The organism is Affinirhizobium straminoryzae (assembly GCF_007004135.1).
GTDB classification, from domain to species: Bacteria; Pseudomonadota; Alphaproteobacteria; order Rhizobiales; family Rhizobiaceae; genus Neorhizobium; species Neorhizobium straminoryzae.
In genome coordinates, this window is sequence record NZ_VJMG01000010.1 from 84,692 (window position 1) to 100,380 (window position 15,689).

The window sequence follows — 15,689 nt, forward strand, 5'->3', positions numbered from 1 at the left end:
AGGAGACGCGACGATGAGCGAGACCGCAGCCCCCCCTCTCGCATCCGCGCCACCGCTTCTGGAGGTGACGGGCCTGCAGACCAGCTTTCTGGCAGGCGAAGGGCAGATCATCCGTGCGGTCGACGGCGTGAGCTTCAGCGTCAACGGCGGCGAAACGCTGGCCATCGTCGGCGAAAGCGGTTCGGGCAAGTCGGTCACGAGCCTCTCCATCATGCGGCTCCTGCCGAAGAAGACGGGCTTCGTGTCGGGCGGCGACATCCGTCTGCGCGGCAAGAGCCTGCTTGACCTTTCGGAGCGGCAGATGCGGGACGTCCGCGGCAACGACATCGGCATGATTTTTCAGGAGCCAATGACGAGCCTCAATCCTGTCCACACCATCGGCCGGCAGATCGCCGAAGTCGTCATCCAGCACCAGAAGCTCAGCAAGGCACAGGCCCGCGCCCGTGCCGTCGAGATGCTGGAACTCGTCGGCATCCCAGAACCGCAGCGCCGCGCCGACAGCTATCCGCATGAAATGTCGGGCGGCATGCGGCAGCGGGCGATGATTGCCATGGCGCTCTCCTGCGAGCCCTCCGTGCTGATTGCCGACGAGCCGACGACGGCGCTCGACGTGACCATCCAGGCGCAGATCCTCGACATCATGCGCAACCTGCAGCAAAAACTCGGCATGGCGATCGTGTTCATCACCCACGATCTCGGCGTGGTCGCCGAAATGGCGGACCGGGTGGTGGTGATGTATGCCGGCCAGGTGGTCGAGACCGGCAGCGTGCGCGACATCTTCGCCGGCCCCCTGATGCCCTATACGGCGGGCCTGATGCAGTCGATCCCGAGGCTTGGCTCGACGGACCGTCGCGAAAAGCTGCAGACCATTCCCGGTTACGTGCCGCCGCTAACGCGGCTGCCGAGCGGCTGTCGCTTCCGCACCCGCTGCAGCTTCGCCACGGACCTCTGCGCCGCCGCCGAACCGGAACTGGACATGCCGGAACCCGGCCGCGCCGTGCGCTGCGTGCGCTGGCGGGAACTCCAACTCATGACAAGGAAGGTTTCGTGATGCAGGCTGCAAACGTGCCGGATCGATCCGAAGCCCTGTTGATCGTCCAAAACCTGAGAAAGGTCTTCCCGCTGCGGGGCGGCATCCTCAACCGCGTCGTCCGTTCGGTGCACGCCGTCAACGATGTCAGCTTTCGCGTGGACCGTGGAGAAGTGGTCGGTCTTGTCGGCGAATCCGGTTCCGGCAAGAGCACGGTCGGCCGCACCATCCTCCGGCTTCTCGAACCGACCTCCGGGACGGTGGACTTCGACGGCGCCAATCTCAACCTCCTGTCGCGGCCGGAGATGCGACGCTTCCGCAAGAGGATGCAGATCGTCTTCCAGGACCCTTATGCCAGCCTCAATCCGCGCGAGAAGGTCCGCACCATCCTCTCGCACGCCCTTTCCGTGCACGGGATCGGTGACCCCAGCGAGCGGCAGGACCGCGTCGTGGCGCTTCTCGAACAGGTGGGCCTTTCGGCGGACTATCAGGACCGCTTCCCGCACGAATTCTCCGGCGGCCAGAGGCAGCGCATCGGCATTGCACGCGCGCTTGCCGTCGAGCCCGATTTCATCGTCGCGGACGAACCGGTTTCGGCACTCGACGTGTCGATCCAGGCCCAGGTGATCAACCTTCTCGATGACCTCAAGGAACAGTTCAACCTGACCATGCTGTTCATTGCGCATGATCTGGCGGTCGTGGAGCACATCTGCGACCGGGTGATCGTGATGTATCTCGGGCGGATCATGGAGGTGGCACCGACCAGGGCGCTCTACAGCCGTCCGAACAATCCCTATACCCAGGCGCTGCTATCGGCCGTTCCGAAGCCGGATCCGGACGCGCCCAAGAACCGCATCATCCTGAAGGGCGATATTCCGAGCCCGCTGAACCCGCCGAGCGGCTGCGTCTTCCGCACTCGCTGCCCCATGGCGATTGCGGATTGCGCGAGCGTCGTGCCGGCCCTCAACGAGATCGGCCCCGGCCATTTCAGCGCCTGCATCCGCACCGCCCCCTGACGCCCTGCAACACAAGTTTCCGGATGGACACGACATCATGAGCCTGCCTGACATCGCCTTTGACCGCTACTATACCTATGACGAGATGACGGAGCGCCTGAAGGCGCTCGCCGCTGCCTATCCCGAGCTTGCAACCCTCTCCTCCATCGGAAAGAGCCTGCAGGGCCGCGATGTCTGGCTGATGGAGATCGGCAATCCAAAGACGGGACCGGCGCTCGAAAAGCCGGGCTATTACATCGATGCCCAGATCCACGCGGAAGAACACGCAACCAGCGCCACAGCACTTTACGCCATCTGGCACCTGCTGACGCAGTATGGTCGCGACGAGGAGGTGACAAGGCTGGTCGATAGCCAGGCCTTCTACATTCTGCCGCGCATCAATCCGGATGGGGCGGAACTGTCGCTGCAACCGCCCTATTACAACTGGTGCGGCAACGGGCGCTTCCTGCCCGGCTTTGACCGGATCGAGGGCCTGATCCCCGACGATATCGACGGCGACGGCTTTCTGGTCTGGATGCGCGTCCCCGACAGCCGGGGTGAATGGAAGAAGAGCGAAAACAATCCCGACATCATGGTGCAGCGTCGCCCCGGCGAGGAAGGCGGCCAGTATTACCGTCTCTACCCGGAAGGCACGATCCGCAATTTCGATGGCGTGAACGTGCCGATCGAAAAACCCTTCGACGGCAACATGAACCGCAACTTCCCCACCAACTGGTCACCGCAGGAATATGGCGCCGGTACGCATCCGCTCTCCGAACCGGAGGCGGCGGCCATGGCGAAGCTGATCCTCGACCATCCCAATATCTGCGGCATGTGCGCCTATCACACCCATGGCGGCATCATCATGCGCCCCTCGATGACCAAGCCGGACAGCGCCATGAGCGCGGCAGACATCAACCTCTACAAGGAAATCGGCAAGGTGGGCACCGAACTCACCGGTTATCCGACCGTTTCGATCTACGAGGATTTTACCCCCGACAAGACCAAGGTTAGGCGCGGCGGGCTGATGGATTGGACCTACGAGGAGATGGGGATCATCAGCTTCGGTACGGAACTCTGGGATCTCGAACGGACGGCCGGGGTGCCGAAGGAAGGCTATTACAATCTCTATCCCCGCAACGAGGCCGTGCAGCAGAAGGTCTATGACTATGTGAAGACCCACATGGCGGACAAGGGCTGGCGGGACTGGAAACCCTTCGACCATCCGCAGCTCGGCCTTATCGAAATCGGCGGCATGGTCAATATCTGGACCTACCGCAACCCGCCGGGTTTCCTCTTGGAAGAGATCTGCCGCACCAACGTGCTGTTCAACCTGAAGCATGCGGCCGCAGCCCCCCGCGTGAAGATCGATCACGTTGCGGTGGAGCCGCTGGGCGCAGGCCTCTACAAGATCCGCGCCGAGATCAGCAATCACGGCTATCTGCCGACCAACCTCTCCAGCGTCGCCATTGCCAACAACGTGGCAAAACCTGTCATCGCCACCGTTGAAATCGAGGGCGGCGAACTGGTGATGAACCCGCTTCGCGCCGATCTCGGCCACCTCGCCGGCCGCAACGAGCGGCTTTATCCATGGTCGCCCTGGGGGCAGCAGTGGTCTGCCACGGCAAAGCCCGTGGAATGGCTGGTGCGCATCGAAGGCAAGGGCCGCGTCACCGTGATCGCCCAATCGGAAAAAGGCGGCACGCACCGCGTCGAAACGAGCATCGGATAGGCTTGAGGGCGGTGGGTCGATACCCACCGCCCTGCCCATTGCCGAAGACAAAAGACAGGCGGGCGGATCACCCGCCCTTGCCGAGCTCCACCACCATGTCCCAGGCGCGGATGCGCTGGTCGGTGATGCCGGAAGCATCCTGCAGCGCCAGATGAACGAAGGCCGGCGTCAGTTCGATCGGGTCTTTCCAGATCTTGCGAAGCTCGGCGCTGTAGGTGATCTCGCTCATCGCCGTGTGCATGGGATGGCCGGGCGTGATCGAATTGACGGAGATATTGTAAGGGGCAAACTCCACGGCCAGCGCCCGGGAGAGACCTTCCAGCCCGAATTTCGAGGCACAATAGGTGCTTTCGTCCGTGTCCCCCTTGATGCCGGCATTGCTGGAAACGTTGATGATGGCGCCGCTGCGCCGCGCCTTCATGCCCGGCGCCACCGCCCGGCAGCAGAGAAAGGCCCCGCGCAGGTTGATGTTCATCAACAGGTCCCAATCGGCGAGCGACACCTCTTCCACCGGCTTGAAGAAGATGATGCCGGCATTGTTGACGAGCACGTCGACCCGCCCCGCCTCCGCCTCGATCGCCGTCATCACCTGCTCGATGTCGGCAGGATCGGCCAGATCGAGACGACCGGGACGCAGATCCCCCGGCTCGGCCCTCAGCGTCGCCACTTCGTCCTCCAGCACATCGAGGGCGTAGACGACCGCCCCCTCCGCCGCATAGGCCCTGGCGATTGCGCGGCCGAGGCCGCGGGCAGCACCGGTGACGACCGTCACCTTTCCCTGAAGAACCCCGCTCATGTTGCAATCCTCCCGCCATCGATGACGAGACCGATCCCCGTGACGAAGGAGGACTGGGGAGAGGCAAGAAACAGCACGGCCTCGCCGATCTCGTTGCCCGTGCCCATGCGGCCCATCGGCGTGATGCTACGCCACGTCTGCTCGACGGCATCCGGGTCACTGGCAAGCGCCTTGTTGCGACGGTTCATGTCGGTATCGATGACGCCGGGATTGATTGCGTTGCAGCGGATGTTGCGCGCGGCATATTCGATGGCGATCACCCGCGTCATCGACATGATGCCGCCCTTCGATGCGGCATAGGAGAGGTTGCCGCCCACATTGGCAAAGGCGCTGACGGAGGAATTGTTGACGATGGTGCCGCCGCCATTGCGCAAAAGCGCCGGCAGCGCATGCTTGCAGCCGAAGAAGGTCCCCTTTAGGTTGATCGAGGTGACCCGGTCGAAGAGGTCTTCCGACACCTCCGTGGAGGGCGTGACCGGCTGCTCCACACCGGCATTGTTGAAGATGGTGTCCAGCTTGCCGAACCGGGTTTCGGCTGTGGCAATCAGATCGACGACATCCTTTTCCGTCGACACATCGCAGTGAACATAGGCAAGCCGTCCACCCGCCGCCGCCACCTCGCCGGCAAGCGCATGACCCGCCGCGTCATTGACATCGCCCACCACCACCGCGGCACCTTCGCGGGCAAACAGCAGTGCCGTATCGCGCCCCATGCCGCCGGCGCCACCCGTAATGACGGCCACCATTCCTTCCAGTCTCACCGGTCTGCTCCTCGTGTTTTGTGATGCAGCCACCATAATTTTTGTATACTTGTATTACAATCTATTTTTCGTAAGCTTTCTGTCACGATAGAGACGGGGGAGGAGCATGGAATGCATGAGGGAGTGACCCTGACCAGTCCGGCGGATGTGAACCGCGTGGCAGGATACGAACATGTGGCGCTGGCCGGAGGGTTTGCCTTCGTGGCGGGACAGGTGGCACGGGATGTCGATGGCAACTGGGTCGGCGGCGAGGATGCGGGCGCCCAGGCGGCACAGATCTATCGCAACATCGACCGGATCCTCGCCCATATCGGCGCCCGCCGCGAAGAGGTTGTCCGGATCAGCACCCTGCTGGTCAACCGGGAGGATGCGCCGGCGGTGACGCGCGAGCGGTTGGCCTTCTTCGGGGATCATCGCCCGCCGCACACCGGCATGATCGTGGCCGGCCTCGGCTCCGCCCATGTCAAGGTCGAGGTGGAGATCACGGTCTATGTCGGGACGCCCGCGACAGCGTGACGGCACGGGCGGGACTGGTGCCGCCCGTGCTACCGGTCATGAATATTGACCGTTGCGGCGCTTGGTCCGCTCGATCAGCAGCATGTGATCCTCGAGCGCCTTGGCAATGTCGCCGAAGCGCGAGGACGGCTTGGCGACCTCCGCCAGGATGAACTGGCGAAATTCCTCGTGCTGCTTCGGGATCGCCTCGAGATCGTTATCGCGGTAGCGGTCGAGATTGAAGACGATCATCACGTGCCGGGCAATCGTATCCCACAGCGTGCCGACAATCGTGTTGCGGGCGGCAAGGCGGATGCTTCTGTGAAACTCCAGATCCGCCAGCAGCGAGGCACGCACGTTGCCGGCTCTGGCGGAGGTGCGCATCTCGTCGATAGCCTTCTGCAGCACGCCGACGTCTTCAACGCCGCTGCGCCAGTTTTCGATCGCGTCGCGCAGGAGGATGGATTCCAGTGCAAGCCGCGCTTCCATAACCTGCTGGGTCACTTGCGGATCGAAGGCCGCGATGCGATAGCCCTTGTGGCCGCCACCGCTCAGGATGCCCTGCGCATGCAGCACCTTCAGGGCCTCGCGGATCGGAACGCGGCTGACGCCGAGCTTTTCCGCAAGCGTCGTTTCGACCACCCGCTCACCCGGCTGGATGACGCGCGTGGAAATGGCTTCGGCAATGGAATCGGCGACACCCTCGGACAAGGAGATCCGTTTGGGCTGCCTCAGGGTTTCCACGGGTCCGGTATCCGGTCCGTCCTGATTCATGGTGTTTCCCCCAATGATGCATGTGTTGGCTTTTACCGCAGCGCTTAGCATCATGTATGATTGTATTCAAATGCCCGGCGAGCGCAATGAGGGTTGATAGGGAGGTCCTGTTGTGTCCCTCCCCGCAAATCCTTGTGAAAACCGTTATACTCGCGGACACGAAGATGTCCTATAAGCCCGCTCAGGAACCGACCGGACACCGGCGTATCGGCTTTGCACGAAGGCGAACCAGTTGCGGAACAGTCGGACCGGCCATGTCAGACGCCAATACCAGCATGGGAATGATGGATGAATGCACCAATTGTCGTCTGGCCGGAGATCTCCTCCCTCAGCCTTGCCGAACTGCTTGCGGCCCTGAGCCAGGCGCTCGACATCACGGAAGGCCAGCCGGCAGGCCATTGTTCGCGCTGCTGCTTCATCGGAACCCGGATCGGCGAGCAGCTGGAATTGCCCGCCGCGGAGATGCGGGATCTCTATTTCACCCTGCTGCTGAAGGATCTCGGCTGCTCCAGCAATGCCGCACGTCTCTGCGAACTCTATCTGACGGATGACCTCTCCTTCAAAAGCGATTTCAAGACGCTGGGGGACAGCGTGCCACAGGTGCTGCGCTTCGTGCTGCGCCATACCGGGATGAAGGCCGGCATGGCACAGCGTTTCCGTGCAATCGTCAACATTCTCCAGAACGGCGGCACCATTGCGCGGGAACTCATCGAGACCCGCTGTCACCGCGGCGCTGCGATCGCGCGACGCCTGCGTTTCTCCGATGCTGTTGCCGACAGCATCCAGAGCCTGGACGAGCACTGGAACGGCGGCGGAAAGCCGCTTGGCCTCAAGCAGACCGACATCCCGCTGTACTCGCGCATCGCGCTGATGGCGCAGGTGGTCGATGTATTCCAGCGTTCCGGTGGCGCGAAGGCCGCGATTGCCGAAGTCGAACGACGCTCCGGCACCTGGTTCGACCCCGACCTTGTAAGGATATTCCGGCAGATTGCGGAAAGCCCCGACTTCTGGACCTTCCTGCAGAACGAAGACCTTCCCCGCTTCATCCTGACGCTTCCACCCGCCCTTCATGCGGCACCGCTCGATGACGATTATCTCGATGATATCGCGGCGGCCTTTGGCGAGGTCGTCGATTCCAAGAGCCCCTACACGGCAGGCCATTGCAGCCGCGTCGCCCTGTTCACGGACATGATTGCCGAGGAGCTTGCATTGCCGCTTGCCGATCGCCGATGGCTGAACCGTGCGGCCCTGCTGCACGATATCGGCAAGCTTGGGGTGAGCAACAGCGTGCTGGACAAGCCCGGCAAGCTGGACGACGCCGAATGGACCGAAATGCGCCGCCACCCGCTCTACAGCGCGGAAATCCTGTCCCGGATATCCGCCTTCGGCGAGGTTGCCCGCATCGGGGCCGACCACCATGAACGGCTCGACGGCAAGGGCTATCCGCGCGGCATCGCCGGAGACGAGATCTCGCTTGCAACGCGGATCGTGACCGCAGCCGATGTCTTCGATGCGCTGACGGCGGACCGGCCCTATCGTGCCGCCATGTCCGTCGACAAGGCCATGTCCATCCTGGAAGACATGCGGGGGACCGCGATCGATCCGGCCTGTCTCGATGCGTTGAAGCGCGCTCTGGACAAAACAGGCGCACCGTCCGGAAGCGCAGCCCCGGATGAAGGATGAAGACGGCACGCGAAGAGCCGCCATACCGGTAAGGCGCCTACACCACCTGCGACTGCATGGCTGGGCTGACATCTGTGATCGCCCGGCATATCGGGGGCGTCGAGCGATCGGAGGCTCTTGCGATGACGGCGTCCGTCCTCACGGCTGCGGATGAGGCCCTTCGTTGCGATCCACGACCAGCGGCTGGTCGGCATCGATCGTTCCGGACCAGCCACCACCGAGCGCCTTGTTGAGCGAAATGAAATAGGTGGCCGTATTGGCGGTGCTCTGGATATAGTTTTCCTGGGAAGAATAGAGAGACGTCTCCGCGTCGAGCACGTCGAGGAAACCCGAGGCACCGGACTGGAAAAGCGTGCGCGAAAGCTCAGCCGCCTGTCGGTAGCCCGCCACCGACTGCCGCAGTTTGTCCTGCCTCAGACGGGACTGGGTCAGGCCGATCACGGCGTTTTCAGTATCCTCCATTGCCGTCATCACGGCCGACTGATAGGCCACGAAATACTTGTCGCGCGTGGCCTTGGCCTCATCGACGGCAGCCTTCAACTGACCGCCCTGGAACAGCGGAATGGACACGCTCGGACCCAGCGTCCAGCCGATGGTGGATTTGCGCGCAAGATCGGAAACGCTGGCGGCGGATGTGGTCACGGCACCGCTCAGACTGATCGAGGGATAGCGCGCGGCCTCCGCCACGCCAATCTTTGCCGTATAGGCCGCAAGATCACGCTCCGCCGCCCTGACATCCGGCCGGTTGAGCAGGATCCCGGCCGGAATGGTCGAGGGCATGGCGCGCCGTGGCACGGGGATCGGCGCCGGTTTCGTCAACCGGGCCTCGACCGCGTCAGGCGTCCGGCCAAGGAGGATGCCGAGACGATGGACCGCCTGCGCATAAGAAATGCGATAGGACGGGATATCGGCCTGCGTCGAGGCCGCGGTTGCGGCGGCCTTGGCCACATCCATGCCCGTCGCCTCGCCCGCCTCGAACTGGCGGCGGGTCAGCGCCAGCACCTGCAGCTGTGATTTTGCGGATCGTTCGGCAAGATCGATCAGCGCCTGATACTCCCGCGCCTCCACGTAATAGGAAGCGACGTCGCCGACGAGTGTCACCAGCGTCTGGCGCAGCGTTTCCTCTTCTGCCTGTTCGCTGGCGCGTGCAGCTTCCACCGAACGGCGGTTGCCGCCGAAGAGATCGATCTCCCAGCTGGCATCGAAGCCCGCCTTGTACTGGGTGCTGTAGGACACATCCCCGCTGGCGTTGCGGGTTCGCGTTGCACTGTCCGACTGGCTGAGGCTTGGCAGAAGGGCACCTTCGGCACTGCGGGTGGTGGCGCGCGCCAGCCGCAGGTTCGCCTTGGCGGTCGCCACATCGAGATTGCCCCGGACCGCCTCCTCGACAAGTTCGTTCAGCAGCGGATCATCGAGCCCCTTCCACCAGCCCGCAAGCTGCGTCGGCTTGAGCGCCTGCTTGCCGGCTGCAGCCGGCCAGTTCTTGAGGATCGGCAGGTCCGGCATCTTGTAATCGGGCCCCACGACGCAACCGCCCAGCATCGAGGTCGCCATCAGCACCACGACAAGCAGGCTGCGGCGGACAGGGTGACGATCGGAAGGGCGGAGCTCGGCATCAATCAACGTCATGGCGCACCTTCAATGGCTGGATGCGGAAGGGGTTTGTGCAGCTTCGGCAGATAAAGGAGGTGCATCCACCTCATCCTCGACCGGCCCGACGTGTCCCCTGAAGACCTGACGCACGGCGACAAACAGCAGCGGGATCAGGAAGATGCCGAGCACGGTTGCGGCCAGCATGCCGCCCATCACGCCGATGCCGATGGAATTCTGGCTGCCGGAGCCCGCTCCATTGGCCGTCGCAAGCGGCAGAACGCCAAGAATAAAGGCAAGCGAGGTCATCAGGATCGGGCGCAGGCGCTGGCGCGCCGCCTCCAGCGTGGCCTCGATGATATCGAGGCCACGACGCTGCTGCTCGATGGCAAACTCGACGATCAGGATCGCGTTCTTTGCCGCAAGGCCGATCGTGGTGAGAAGCCCGACCTTGAAATAGACGTCGTTCGACTGACCGAAGATTTTCGCCGCGAGCAGCGCACCAAACACCCCGATCGGCACCGACAACATCACGGCGAACGGGATGGACCAGCTTTCGTAAAGCGCCGCCAGCGCGAGGAACACCACGAGGATGGAGATCGCATAGAGCTGTAGCGCCTGACTGCCGGACAGGCGTTCCTGCGCCGACAGGCCCGTCCATTCGTGCGAGAAGCCCTGCGGCAGCTTGGCAACCAGCGCATCGATCTCGTTCATCGCATCGCCAGAGGACACGCCCGGCGCCGGCGAGCCCTGGATTTCAACGGCAGAGGAGCCATTGTAGCGTTCCAGGCGCGGAGAACCGAAGGTCCACTGGCCGCTCGCAAAGGCGGCGAAGGGCACCATGTCACCATCGGAATTCTTTACGTACCAGCGCTTCAGATCCTCCGGCTGCATGCGGGAATCGACATTGCCCTGCACATAGACCTTCTTGACGCGGCCACGATCGATGAAGTCGTTGACGTAGTCTCCGCCCCAGGCCGCCGACAGGGTGCTGTCGATATCGGCAAGGTCGAGATTGAGGGCGCTTGCCTTGTCCTGGTCAATCCTGATCGAGTATTGCGGCGTGTCGTCCTGCCCGTTCGGTCGGGTGCCGACAAGCTTGCTGCTCTGCCCGGCGGCACCAAGCAGCTGGTTGCGTGCCTCGATGAGTTTCTGGTGGCCCGCACCGGTCACGTCCTTCAGGTAAAAATCGAAGCCCGCATTGTTGCCAAAACCGGGAATGGCCGGCGGGGCGAGCGCAAAGACATTGGCATCGGTGATCCTCGCGAAGGCCATCCGGGCGCGTTGCGCGATGGCCTGCGCCTTGGCCTCTGGCGCCTTTCGCTCGGCAAAGTCCTTGAGCCGGATGAAGGCGATGCCGACATTCTGCCCTTGTCCGCTAAAGCCGAAGCCGACAACGCCCAGCACACCGGACACATAGTCCTTTTCGTCTTTCAGATAGTGATCCGTCACCTGCTGCAGCACCTTCATGGTGCGATCGGCGGTTGCCCCCACGGGAAGCTGGACACTGGTGATCAGCGTTCCCTGGTCCTCTTCCGGCAGGAAGGAACTGGGAAGGCGATTGAACAGGTAGCCGACGCCCGCGGCGATCAGCACAAACACGATCAAAAAGACGAAGCGTCGTTTCAGGATACCGCCAACACCCTGCCGATAGGCACGGGTGCCGCGGTCGAACAAGCGGTTGAACAGGCCAAAGACACCTTTGGACCTGGCATCGTGGCGGGGCGCCTTCAGGATCGTGGCGCACAGGGCCGGCGTCAGCACCAGGGCGACCAGCACGGACAGCAGCATGGCGGATACAATGGTGACCGAGAACTGCCGGTAGATGACGCCGACGGAGCCGGAGAAGAAGGCCATCGGAATGAAGACCGCCGACAGCACTGTGGCGATCCCGATCAGCGCGCCGGTGATTTCCTGCATCGACCGGATCGTTGCAAGACGTGGCGACAGCCCCTCCTCCTCCATCACGCGCTCGACATTTTCCACCACGACGATGGCATCATCCACGAGCAGGCCGATGGCCAGCACCATGCCGAACATGGTGAGCGTGTTGATCGAGTAGCCAAGCGCAGAGAGCACGGCAAAGGTGCCGAGCAGCACCACGGGCACGGCGAGCGTCGGGATCAGCGTGGCCCGCAGGTTCTGCAGGAAGACGAACATGACGACAAAGACGAGAACAATCGCCTCGAACAGAGTCTTCACGACCTCCTCGATCGATAGCTGCACGAAAGGCGTCGTGTCGTAGGGATAGACGACCTCGACATTGGGGGGCAGCGTTTCCTTGAGCCCGTTAATGGTGGCACGCACGGCTTCTGCTGTGTCGATCGCATTCGCCCCTGAGGCAAGCATGATGGCGAGACCCGCCGTCGGCTTGCCGTTGTAGATGCTGGCGGTGTTGTAGCTCTCTGCCCCGAGTTCAACACTCGCAACATCGTTCAGCCGGACCAGCGAACCGTCGCTGTTGCTCTTCAGGATGATGTTTTCGAACTGCTCCGGCGTCTGGAGGCGACTCTTGGCGGTCACCGTCGCATTCAGCTGCTGGCCCTTGCGCTGCGGCAGCGCACCGAGCTGTCCCGCAGCAACCTGCGTGTTCTGCGCCTCGATGGCCGAGGTGACATTGCTGATCATCAGATCATATTTCTGCAGCTTGTCCGGATCGACCCAGATGCGCATGGCATAGCCGGAGCCGAACAGCTGGGTGTCACCTACGCCAGCGACGCGCTTGATCGTGTCGTTCAACGTGCTGTTGACGTAGTCGGCCAGGTCGGTCGTGGTCAGCTTGCCATCGCTCGAGACGAAGCCGATGACCATCAGGAAGTTCGAACTGGACTTGCTGACCGTCAGACCGGTGCTCTGCACACTCTGCGGCAGCTGCGATTCCACCAGCTGCAACTTGTTCTGCACCTGCATCTGCGCCACATCCGGATCGGCAGCATTGGTGAAGGTCAGCGAGATCGAGGCCTGCCCATTCGACTGGGAGGTCGAGGTCATGTAGTCGAGATTGTCGATTCCGGTCATGCCCTGCTCGATGATTTTCGTCACCGAGTTCTCAACGGTCTGGGCATCGGCGCCGGAATAGGTTCCGGAAATGCGCACGGTGGTGGGGGCGATCTGCGGATATTGCGACACCGACAGCGTGCGGATCGACAGCAGGCCGGCCATCATGATGATGATGGCGATGACCCAGGCGAAGATGGGTCTTGCAATGAAGAAGCGGGACAAGCTGCACCTCAATCGATGGAATGCGGAGCGGCGGCATCCTTGGCCGGCGCGGCCGAGGCAACCTGGCGGATATCGCCCGTCGCCTCGTCGATCTGCACCTCGGCGGCTGTCACGGCCTGGCCGTCGCGGATACGCTGGCCCCCCTCGACAACGACGCGGTCGCCATCCGTCACACCGCCGGCCACCAGCCAGCTGTTGCCGACACTGCGACGGACAGAGATCTCGCGCTGGTGCACCGTCCCATCAGCATCAACGAAGAAGGCGACGGGGGCACCCTTCAGGTTACGCGTCACGGCGCGCTGCGGCACGAGGAAACTGTTGGGGGCCACCCCCTCCTCAATCGTGGCGCGGACATACATGCCGGGCAGCAGCAGCCGGTCGGGATTGGGGAATGTGGCACGCGCGGTTACCGTACCGACGGTCGCTGCGACCGAGGCTTCGGCAAACTGGAAGGCGCCAGCCTCATCGTAGCGCGAACCATCCTCCAGCCGCAGGGCGACCGATACATTGGTGCCGGAAGACTTGATCTGGCCGCTCGCGATGGCACGTCGCAGTTCCAGCAGATCGGTGCTCGACTGTGTGACGTCCACGTTGATCGGATCGAGCTGGTTGATCGTGGCCAGCGCCGTCGTCTGCGCCTCGGTCACCAGCGCGCCGACCGTGACGGAGGAAGCGTCGATGCGGCCGGAAATGGGTGCGCGGATCTTCGTGTAGTCCAGATTGATACGAGCGGAATCGACTGCGGCCTTTTCCGCAGCAACCTCGGCCTGCGCCTGCGCCAGCGTGGAGGCCGCATCGTCGAGATCCTGCCTGCTGACGGCGTCCTGAGAGGTGAGGCTGCGATAGCGATCAACCTTGGCCTGCGCGCTCGGCACTGCGGCCTCCGCCTTCTTCAGGGCCGCCACAGCACTGTCATAGGTCGCCTGATAGACTGCGGGATCGATCTCGTAGAGAACATCCCCCGCCTTCACCTCGCTGCCCTCCCGGAAGTTTCGTGCGCGGATGATGCCCGTCACCTGTGGACGGACCTCTGCAACCAGCGAAGCCGCTGTCCGGCCCGGCACATCCGCCGTCAGGACAACCGCTTGCGGATGCAGGGTCACCACGCTCACCTGCGGGCGAACATTCGCCGTGGGCGGCCCGCTTTGCTGCCCGCCATCGCTGCAGCCGGCAAGGGCGATCAGCGACACAACGGCAAGAGCGCCCGGCAGGCGCATCATCATCGCCAAGGACCGGGAACGGAGCGGGAGACTGGTAAACATCGACACGATAAACCGATCCAACCAACAAGGGCGGTGTGGAACGGGAGCAACCGGTCTCCAGTCCACGTCACGCCCGACGCGAAGGGAGCTGGGAAGAGAGGACGGCAGCCTTCATCTCAGCCGGTGATATTCCCTTGCTTACAGGCCGCCCGTTTCCGGGTTTGGGCTGGTCGTGTCCGAACGTCTCGCGCGTCGGCATTTTTGTAACGTCATGTTTCCAAAACCGGCCAAGACATGTTCCGTTACAATTTTTCTGAACGTGAAAGGCCGGCGAAGACGACCGCTGCGGGCATGCGACGTGTCAGTCGCACTCGTGACTTATCACCTCCAGGACAGACCTGTGGCGGATAAAGGCAGGAGACGAGCTATCGCGCGTTTCTGGCTGCCCGTAGCGAATGCCCGATGTCTGCTCTTCGCCTTCCGTCACCGCGCCTCTTGATCCGGGGCAGTTCCACCCGCTTCTGATCCGCGGAGGGATCCGTGACCGCTTGCGGCGCCACAGCAATGCCAGCCCTTAACCGCGACGCAGATCGATGCGGCTCGTGACAACCGATCTGCCGGTTCCGGGATCGGTATCGATCGTGGTGAGACGCAGGGCGGAATTACCGATCCTCTCGATCGTCATCACGGCCCGGCGATCGCCATTGACCTCCTTCGCCCAGGTGACGCCAAGATTGATGGTATTGCCGGCACGCTGCCCACCGAGGCCGGCAGGCCCCGTTCCCGCGCCGATATAGGAGCCGGCATACTTCGAGCCGGTCGCCTTCAGGCTTGCGCTGATGGACCGCGAGAAGATGGCAAGACTTGTGCATTTTCCGTTCAACGACAGGGATTGCGGCGTCGTGTTTGCCTGGAAACGGCAGGTTACACTGACTGTTGGCGATGTGGTGCGAACCTTCACAATTCCCTTGCCACTCCAGGTACCGGCCATGGATCTGAGAAATGCGGCCTCGTCGGCATAGACTGTCTGTCCCGAGGCGAACACGCACATTGTCGTCGCCGCGAGCAACCATGCGGAAGATCTGTTCATGGGTTTGTCTTTCAAACACGGACCGCTACCGCTTGCTGGAAGAGGTCCCGCAGGAGGATCGACAAATCAACCCGCAGGCGGCGGCGAAGTTCCAGGAGCGGGGCCGATTGCAGTACCTTGCAATCCGTCTTGTCCGAGACGACGGACAGGTACGGCGCGCCGGAGACGAACAGGCATGATAGAGGTTGCAATACGTGACCTGCTGAAGACGGGCCAAAGACACCAGGCAGGAAAACGCTTCGTCGCGGGCTCGGTACGGAATGTAACGCACCAGGGACACAATGTAAGTCGTCGACGAAATATTTCGCCGCCCCACGAT

At 62.8% G+C, this 15,689-nt stretch carries 12 protein-coding genes; 5 read left to right on the forward strand and 7 right to left on the reverse strand.

Translation table 11 applies throughout. The annotated features are described in order from the left end of the window. Positions 1 to 13: 13 nt before the first annotated feature. Genes FNA46_RS04570 through FNA46_RS04580 form a run of 3 tightly spaced genes read left to right on the forward strand, consistent with a single transcriptional unit; the run spans position 14 to position 3,757 of the window. Complete coding sequence (locus FNA46_RS04570; RefSeq protein WP_142881154.1) at positions 14 to 1,051, forward strand: ABC transporter ATP-binding protein; 1,038 nt, start codon at positions 14 to 16, stop codon at positions 1,049 to 1,051. Beyond that, positions 1,051 to 2,046, forward strand: coding sequence for an ABC transporter ATP-binding protein (locus tag FNA46_RS04575; protein WP_143124056.1), 996 nt, complete (start codon positions 1,051 to 1,053; stop codon positions 2,044 to 2,046). The genes FNA46_RS04570 and FNA46_RS04575 overlap by 1 nt, the downstream gene beginning before the upstream one ends. A gap of 37 nt (positions 2,047 to 2,083) precedes the next feature. Next, entirely contained in the window at positions 2,084 to 3,757 is a 1,674-nt protein-coding gene (locus FNA46_RS04580) for a M14 family metallopeptidase (protein ID WP_142881155.1), read from the forward strand. Positions 3,758 to 3,824: 67 nt separating this feature from the next. On the opposite strand, the gene FNA46_RS04585 is transcribed toward FNA46_RS04580, so the two are convergent. Then, entirely contained in the window at positions 3,825 to 4,553 is a 729-nt protein-coding gene (locus FNA46_RS04585) for an SDR family NAD(P)-dependent oxidoreductase (protein WP_142881156.1), read from the reverse strand. Beyond that, positions 4,550 to 5,314: an SDR family NAD(P)-dependent oxidoreductase gene (locus FNA46_RS04590; protein WP_185969728.1), complete on the reverse strand. Its 765-nt coding sequence runs from the start codon at positions 5,312 to 5,314 to the stop codon at positions 4,550 to 4,552. The genes FNA46_RS04585 and FNA46_RS04590 overlap by 4 nt, the downstream gene beginning before the upstream one ends. 111 nt (positions 5,315 to 5,425) lie before the next feature. On the opposite strand from FNA46_RS04590, the gene FNA46_RS04595 reads away from it, so the two are divergent. Then, the gene (locus FNA46_RS04595) at positions 5,426 to 5,830 is read left to right on the forward strand and encodes a RidA family protein (protein WP_142881158.1); all 405 of its coding nucleotides are present in this window, start codon (positions 5,426 to 5,428) and stop codon (positions 5,828 to 5,830) included. A gap of 36 nt (positions 5,831 to 5,866) precedes the next feature. Here the strand turns inward: FNA46_RS04595 and FNA46_RS04600 are convergent, their stop codons facing one another. Next, positions 5,867 to 6,583, reverse strand: a complete 717-nt coding sequence (locus FNA46_RS04600) for a GntR family transcriptional regulator (RefSeq protein WP_185969729.1) — start codon at positions 6,581 to 6,583, stop codon at positions 5,867 to 5,869. A gap of 288 nt (positions 6,584 to 6,871) precedes the next feature. On the opposite strand from FNA46_RS04600, the gene FNA46_RS04605 reads away from it, so the two are divergent. After that, positions 6,872 to 8,266, forward strand: a complete 1,395-nt coding sequence (locus tag FNA46_RS04605; protein WP_142881160.1) for an HD-GYP domain-containing protein — start codon at positions 6,872 to 6,874, stop codon at positions 8,264 to 8,266. 138 nt (positions 8,267 to 8,404) lie between these two features. Here the strand turns inward: FNA46_RS04605 and FNA46_RS04610 are convergent, their stop codons facing one another. The 4 genes from FNA46_RS04610 to FNA46_RS04625 all read right to left on the reverse strand — a co-directional run bounded on the left by FNA46_RS04610 (position 8,405) and on the right by FNA46_RS04625 (position 15,331). Then, on the reverse strand, positions 8,405 to 9,895 hold the full coding sequence (locus FNA46_RS04610; protein ID WP_142881161.1) for an efflux transporter outer membrane subunit: 1,491 nt from the start codon (positions 9,893 to 9,895) through the stop codon (positions 8,405 to 8,407). 9 nt (positions 9,896 to 9,904) lie between these two features. Then, positions 9,905 to 13,078, reverse strand: coding sequence for an efflux RND transporter permease subunit (locus tag FNA46_RS04615; RefSeq protein WP_142881162.1), 3,174 nt, complete (start codon positions 13,076 to 13,078; stop codon positions 9,905 to 9,907). Between the two features lie 8 nt (positions 13,079 to 13,086). After that, complete coding sequence (locus tag FNA46_RS04620; RefSeq protein WP_142881163.1) at positions 13,087 to 14,301, reverse strand: efflux RND transporter periplasmic adaptor subunit; 1,215 nt, start codon at positions 14,299 to 14,301, stop codon at positions 13,087 to 13,089. Positions 14,302 to 14,854: 553 nt separating this feature from the next. Next, on the reverse strand, positions 14,855 to 15,331 hold the full coding sequence (locus FNA46_RS04625; protein WP_246102856.1) for a hypothetical protein: 477 nt from the start codon (positions 15,329 to 15,331) through the stop codon (positions 14,855 to 14,857). Positions 15,332 to 15,689: the final 358 nt, after the last annotated feature.

Coding starts and splice junctions, on each gene's coding strand:
- FNA46_RS04570 (WP_142881154.1), top strand. CDS start 14: ATGAGCGAGACCGCAGCCCCCCCTCTCGCATCCGCGCCACCGCTTCTG.
- FNA46_RS04575 (WP_143124056.1), top strand. CDS start 1,051: ATGCAGGCTGCAAACGTGCCGGATCGATCCGAAGCCCTGTTGATCGTC.
- FNA46_RS04580 (WP_142881155.1), top strand. CDS start 2,084: ATGAGCCTGCCTGACATCGCCTTTGACCGCTACTATACCTATGACGAG.
- FNA46_RS04585 (WP_142881156.1), bottom strand. CDS start 4,553: ATGAGCGGGGTTCTTCAGGGAAAGGTGACGGTCGTCACCGGTGCTGCC.
- FNA46_RS04595 (WP_142881158.1), top strand. CDS start 5,426: ATGCATGAGGGAGTGACCCTGACCAGTCCGGCGGATGTGAACCGCGTG.
- FNA46_RS04600 (WP_185969729.1), bottom strand. CDS start 6,583: ATGAATCAGGACGGACCGGATACCGGACCCGTGGAAACCCTGAGGCAG.
- FNA46_RS04605 (WP_142881160.1), top strand. CDS start 6,872: ATGAATGCACCAATTGTCGTCTGGCCGGAGATCTCCTCCCTCAGCCTT.
- FNA46_RS04610 (WP_142881161.1), bottom strand. CDS start 9,895: ATGACGTTGATTGATGCCGAGCTCCGCCCTTCCGATCGTCACCCTGTC.
- FNA46_RS04620 (WP_142881163.1), bottom strand. CDS start 14,301: ATGATGATGCGCCTGCCGGGCGCTCTTGCCGTTGTGTCGCTGATCGCC.
- FNA46_RS04625 (WP_246102856.1), bottom strand. CDS start 15,331: ATGTGCGTGTTCGCCTCGGGACAGACAGTCTATGCCGACGAGGCCGCA.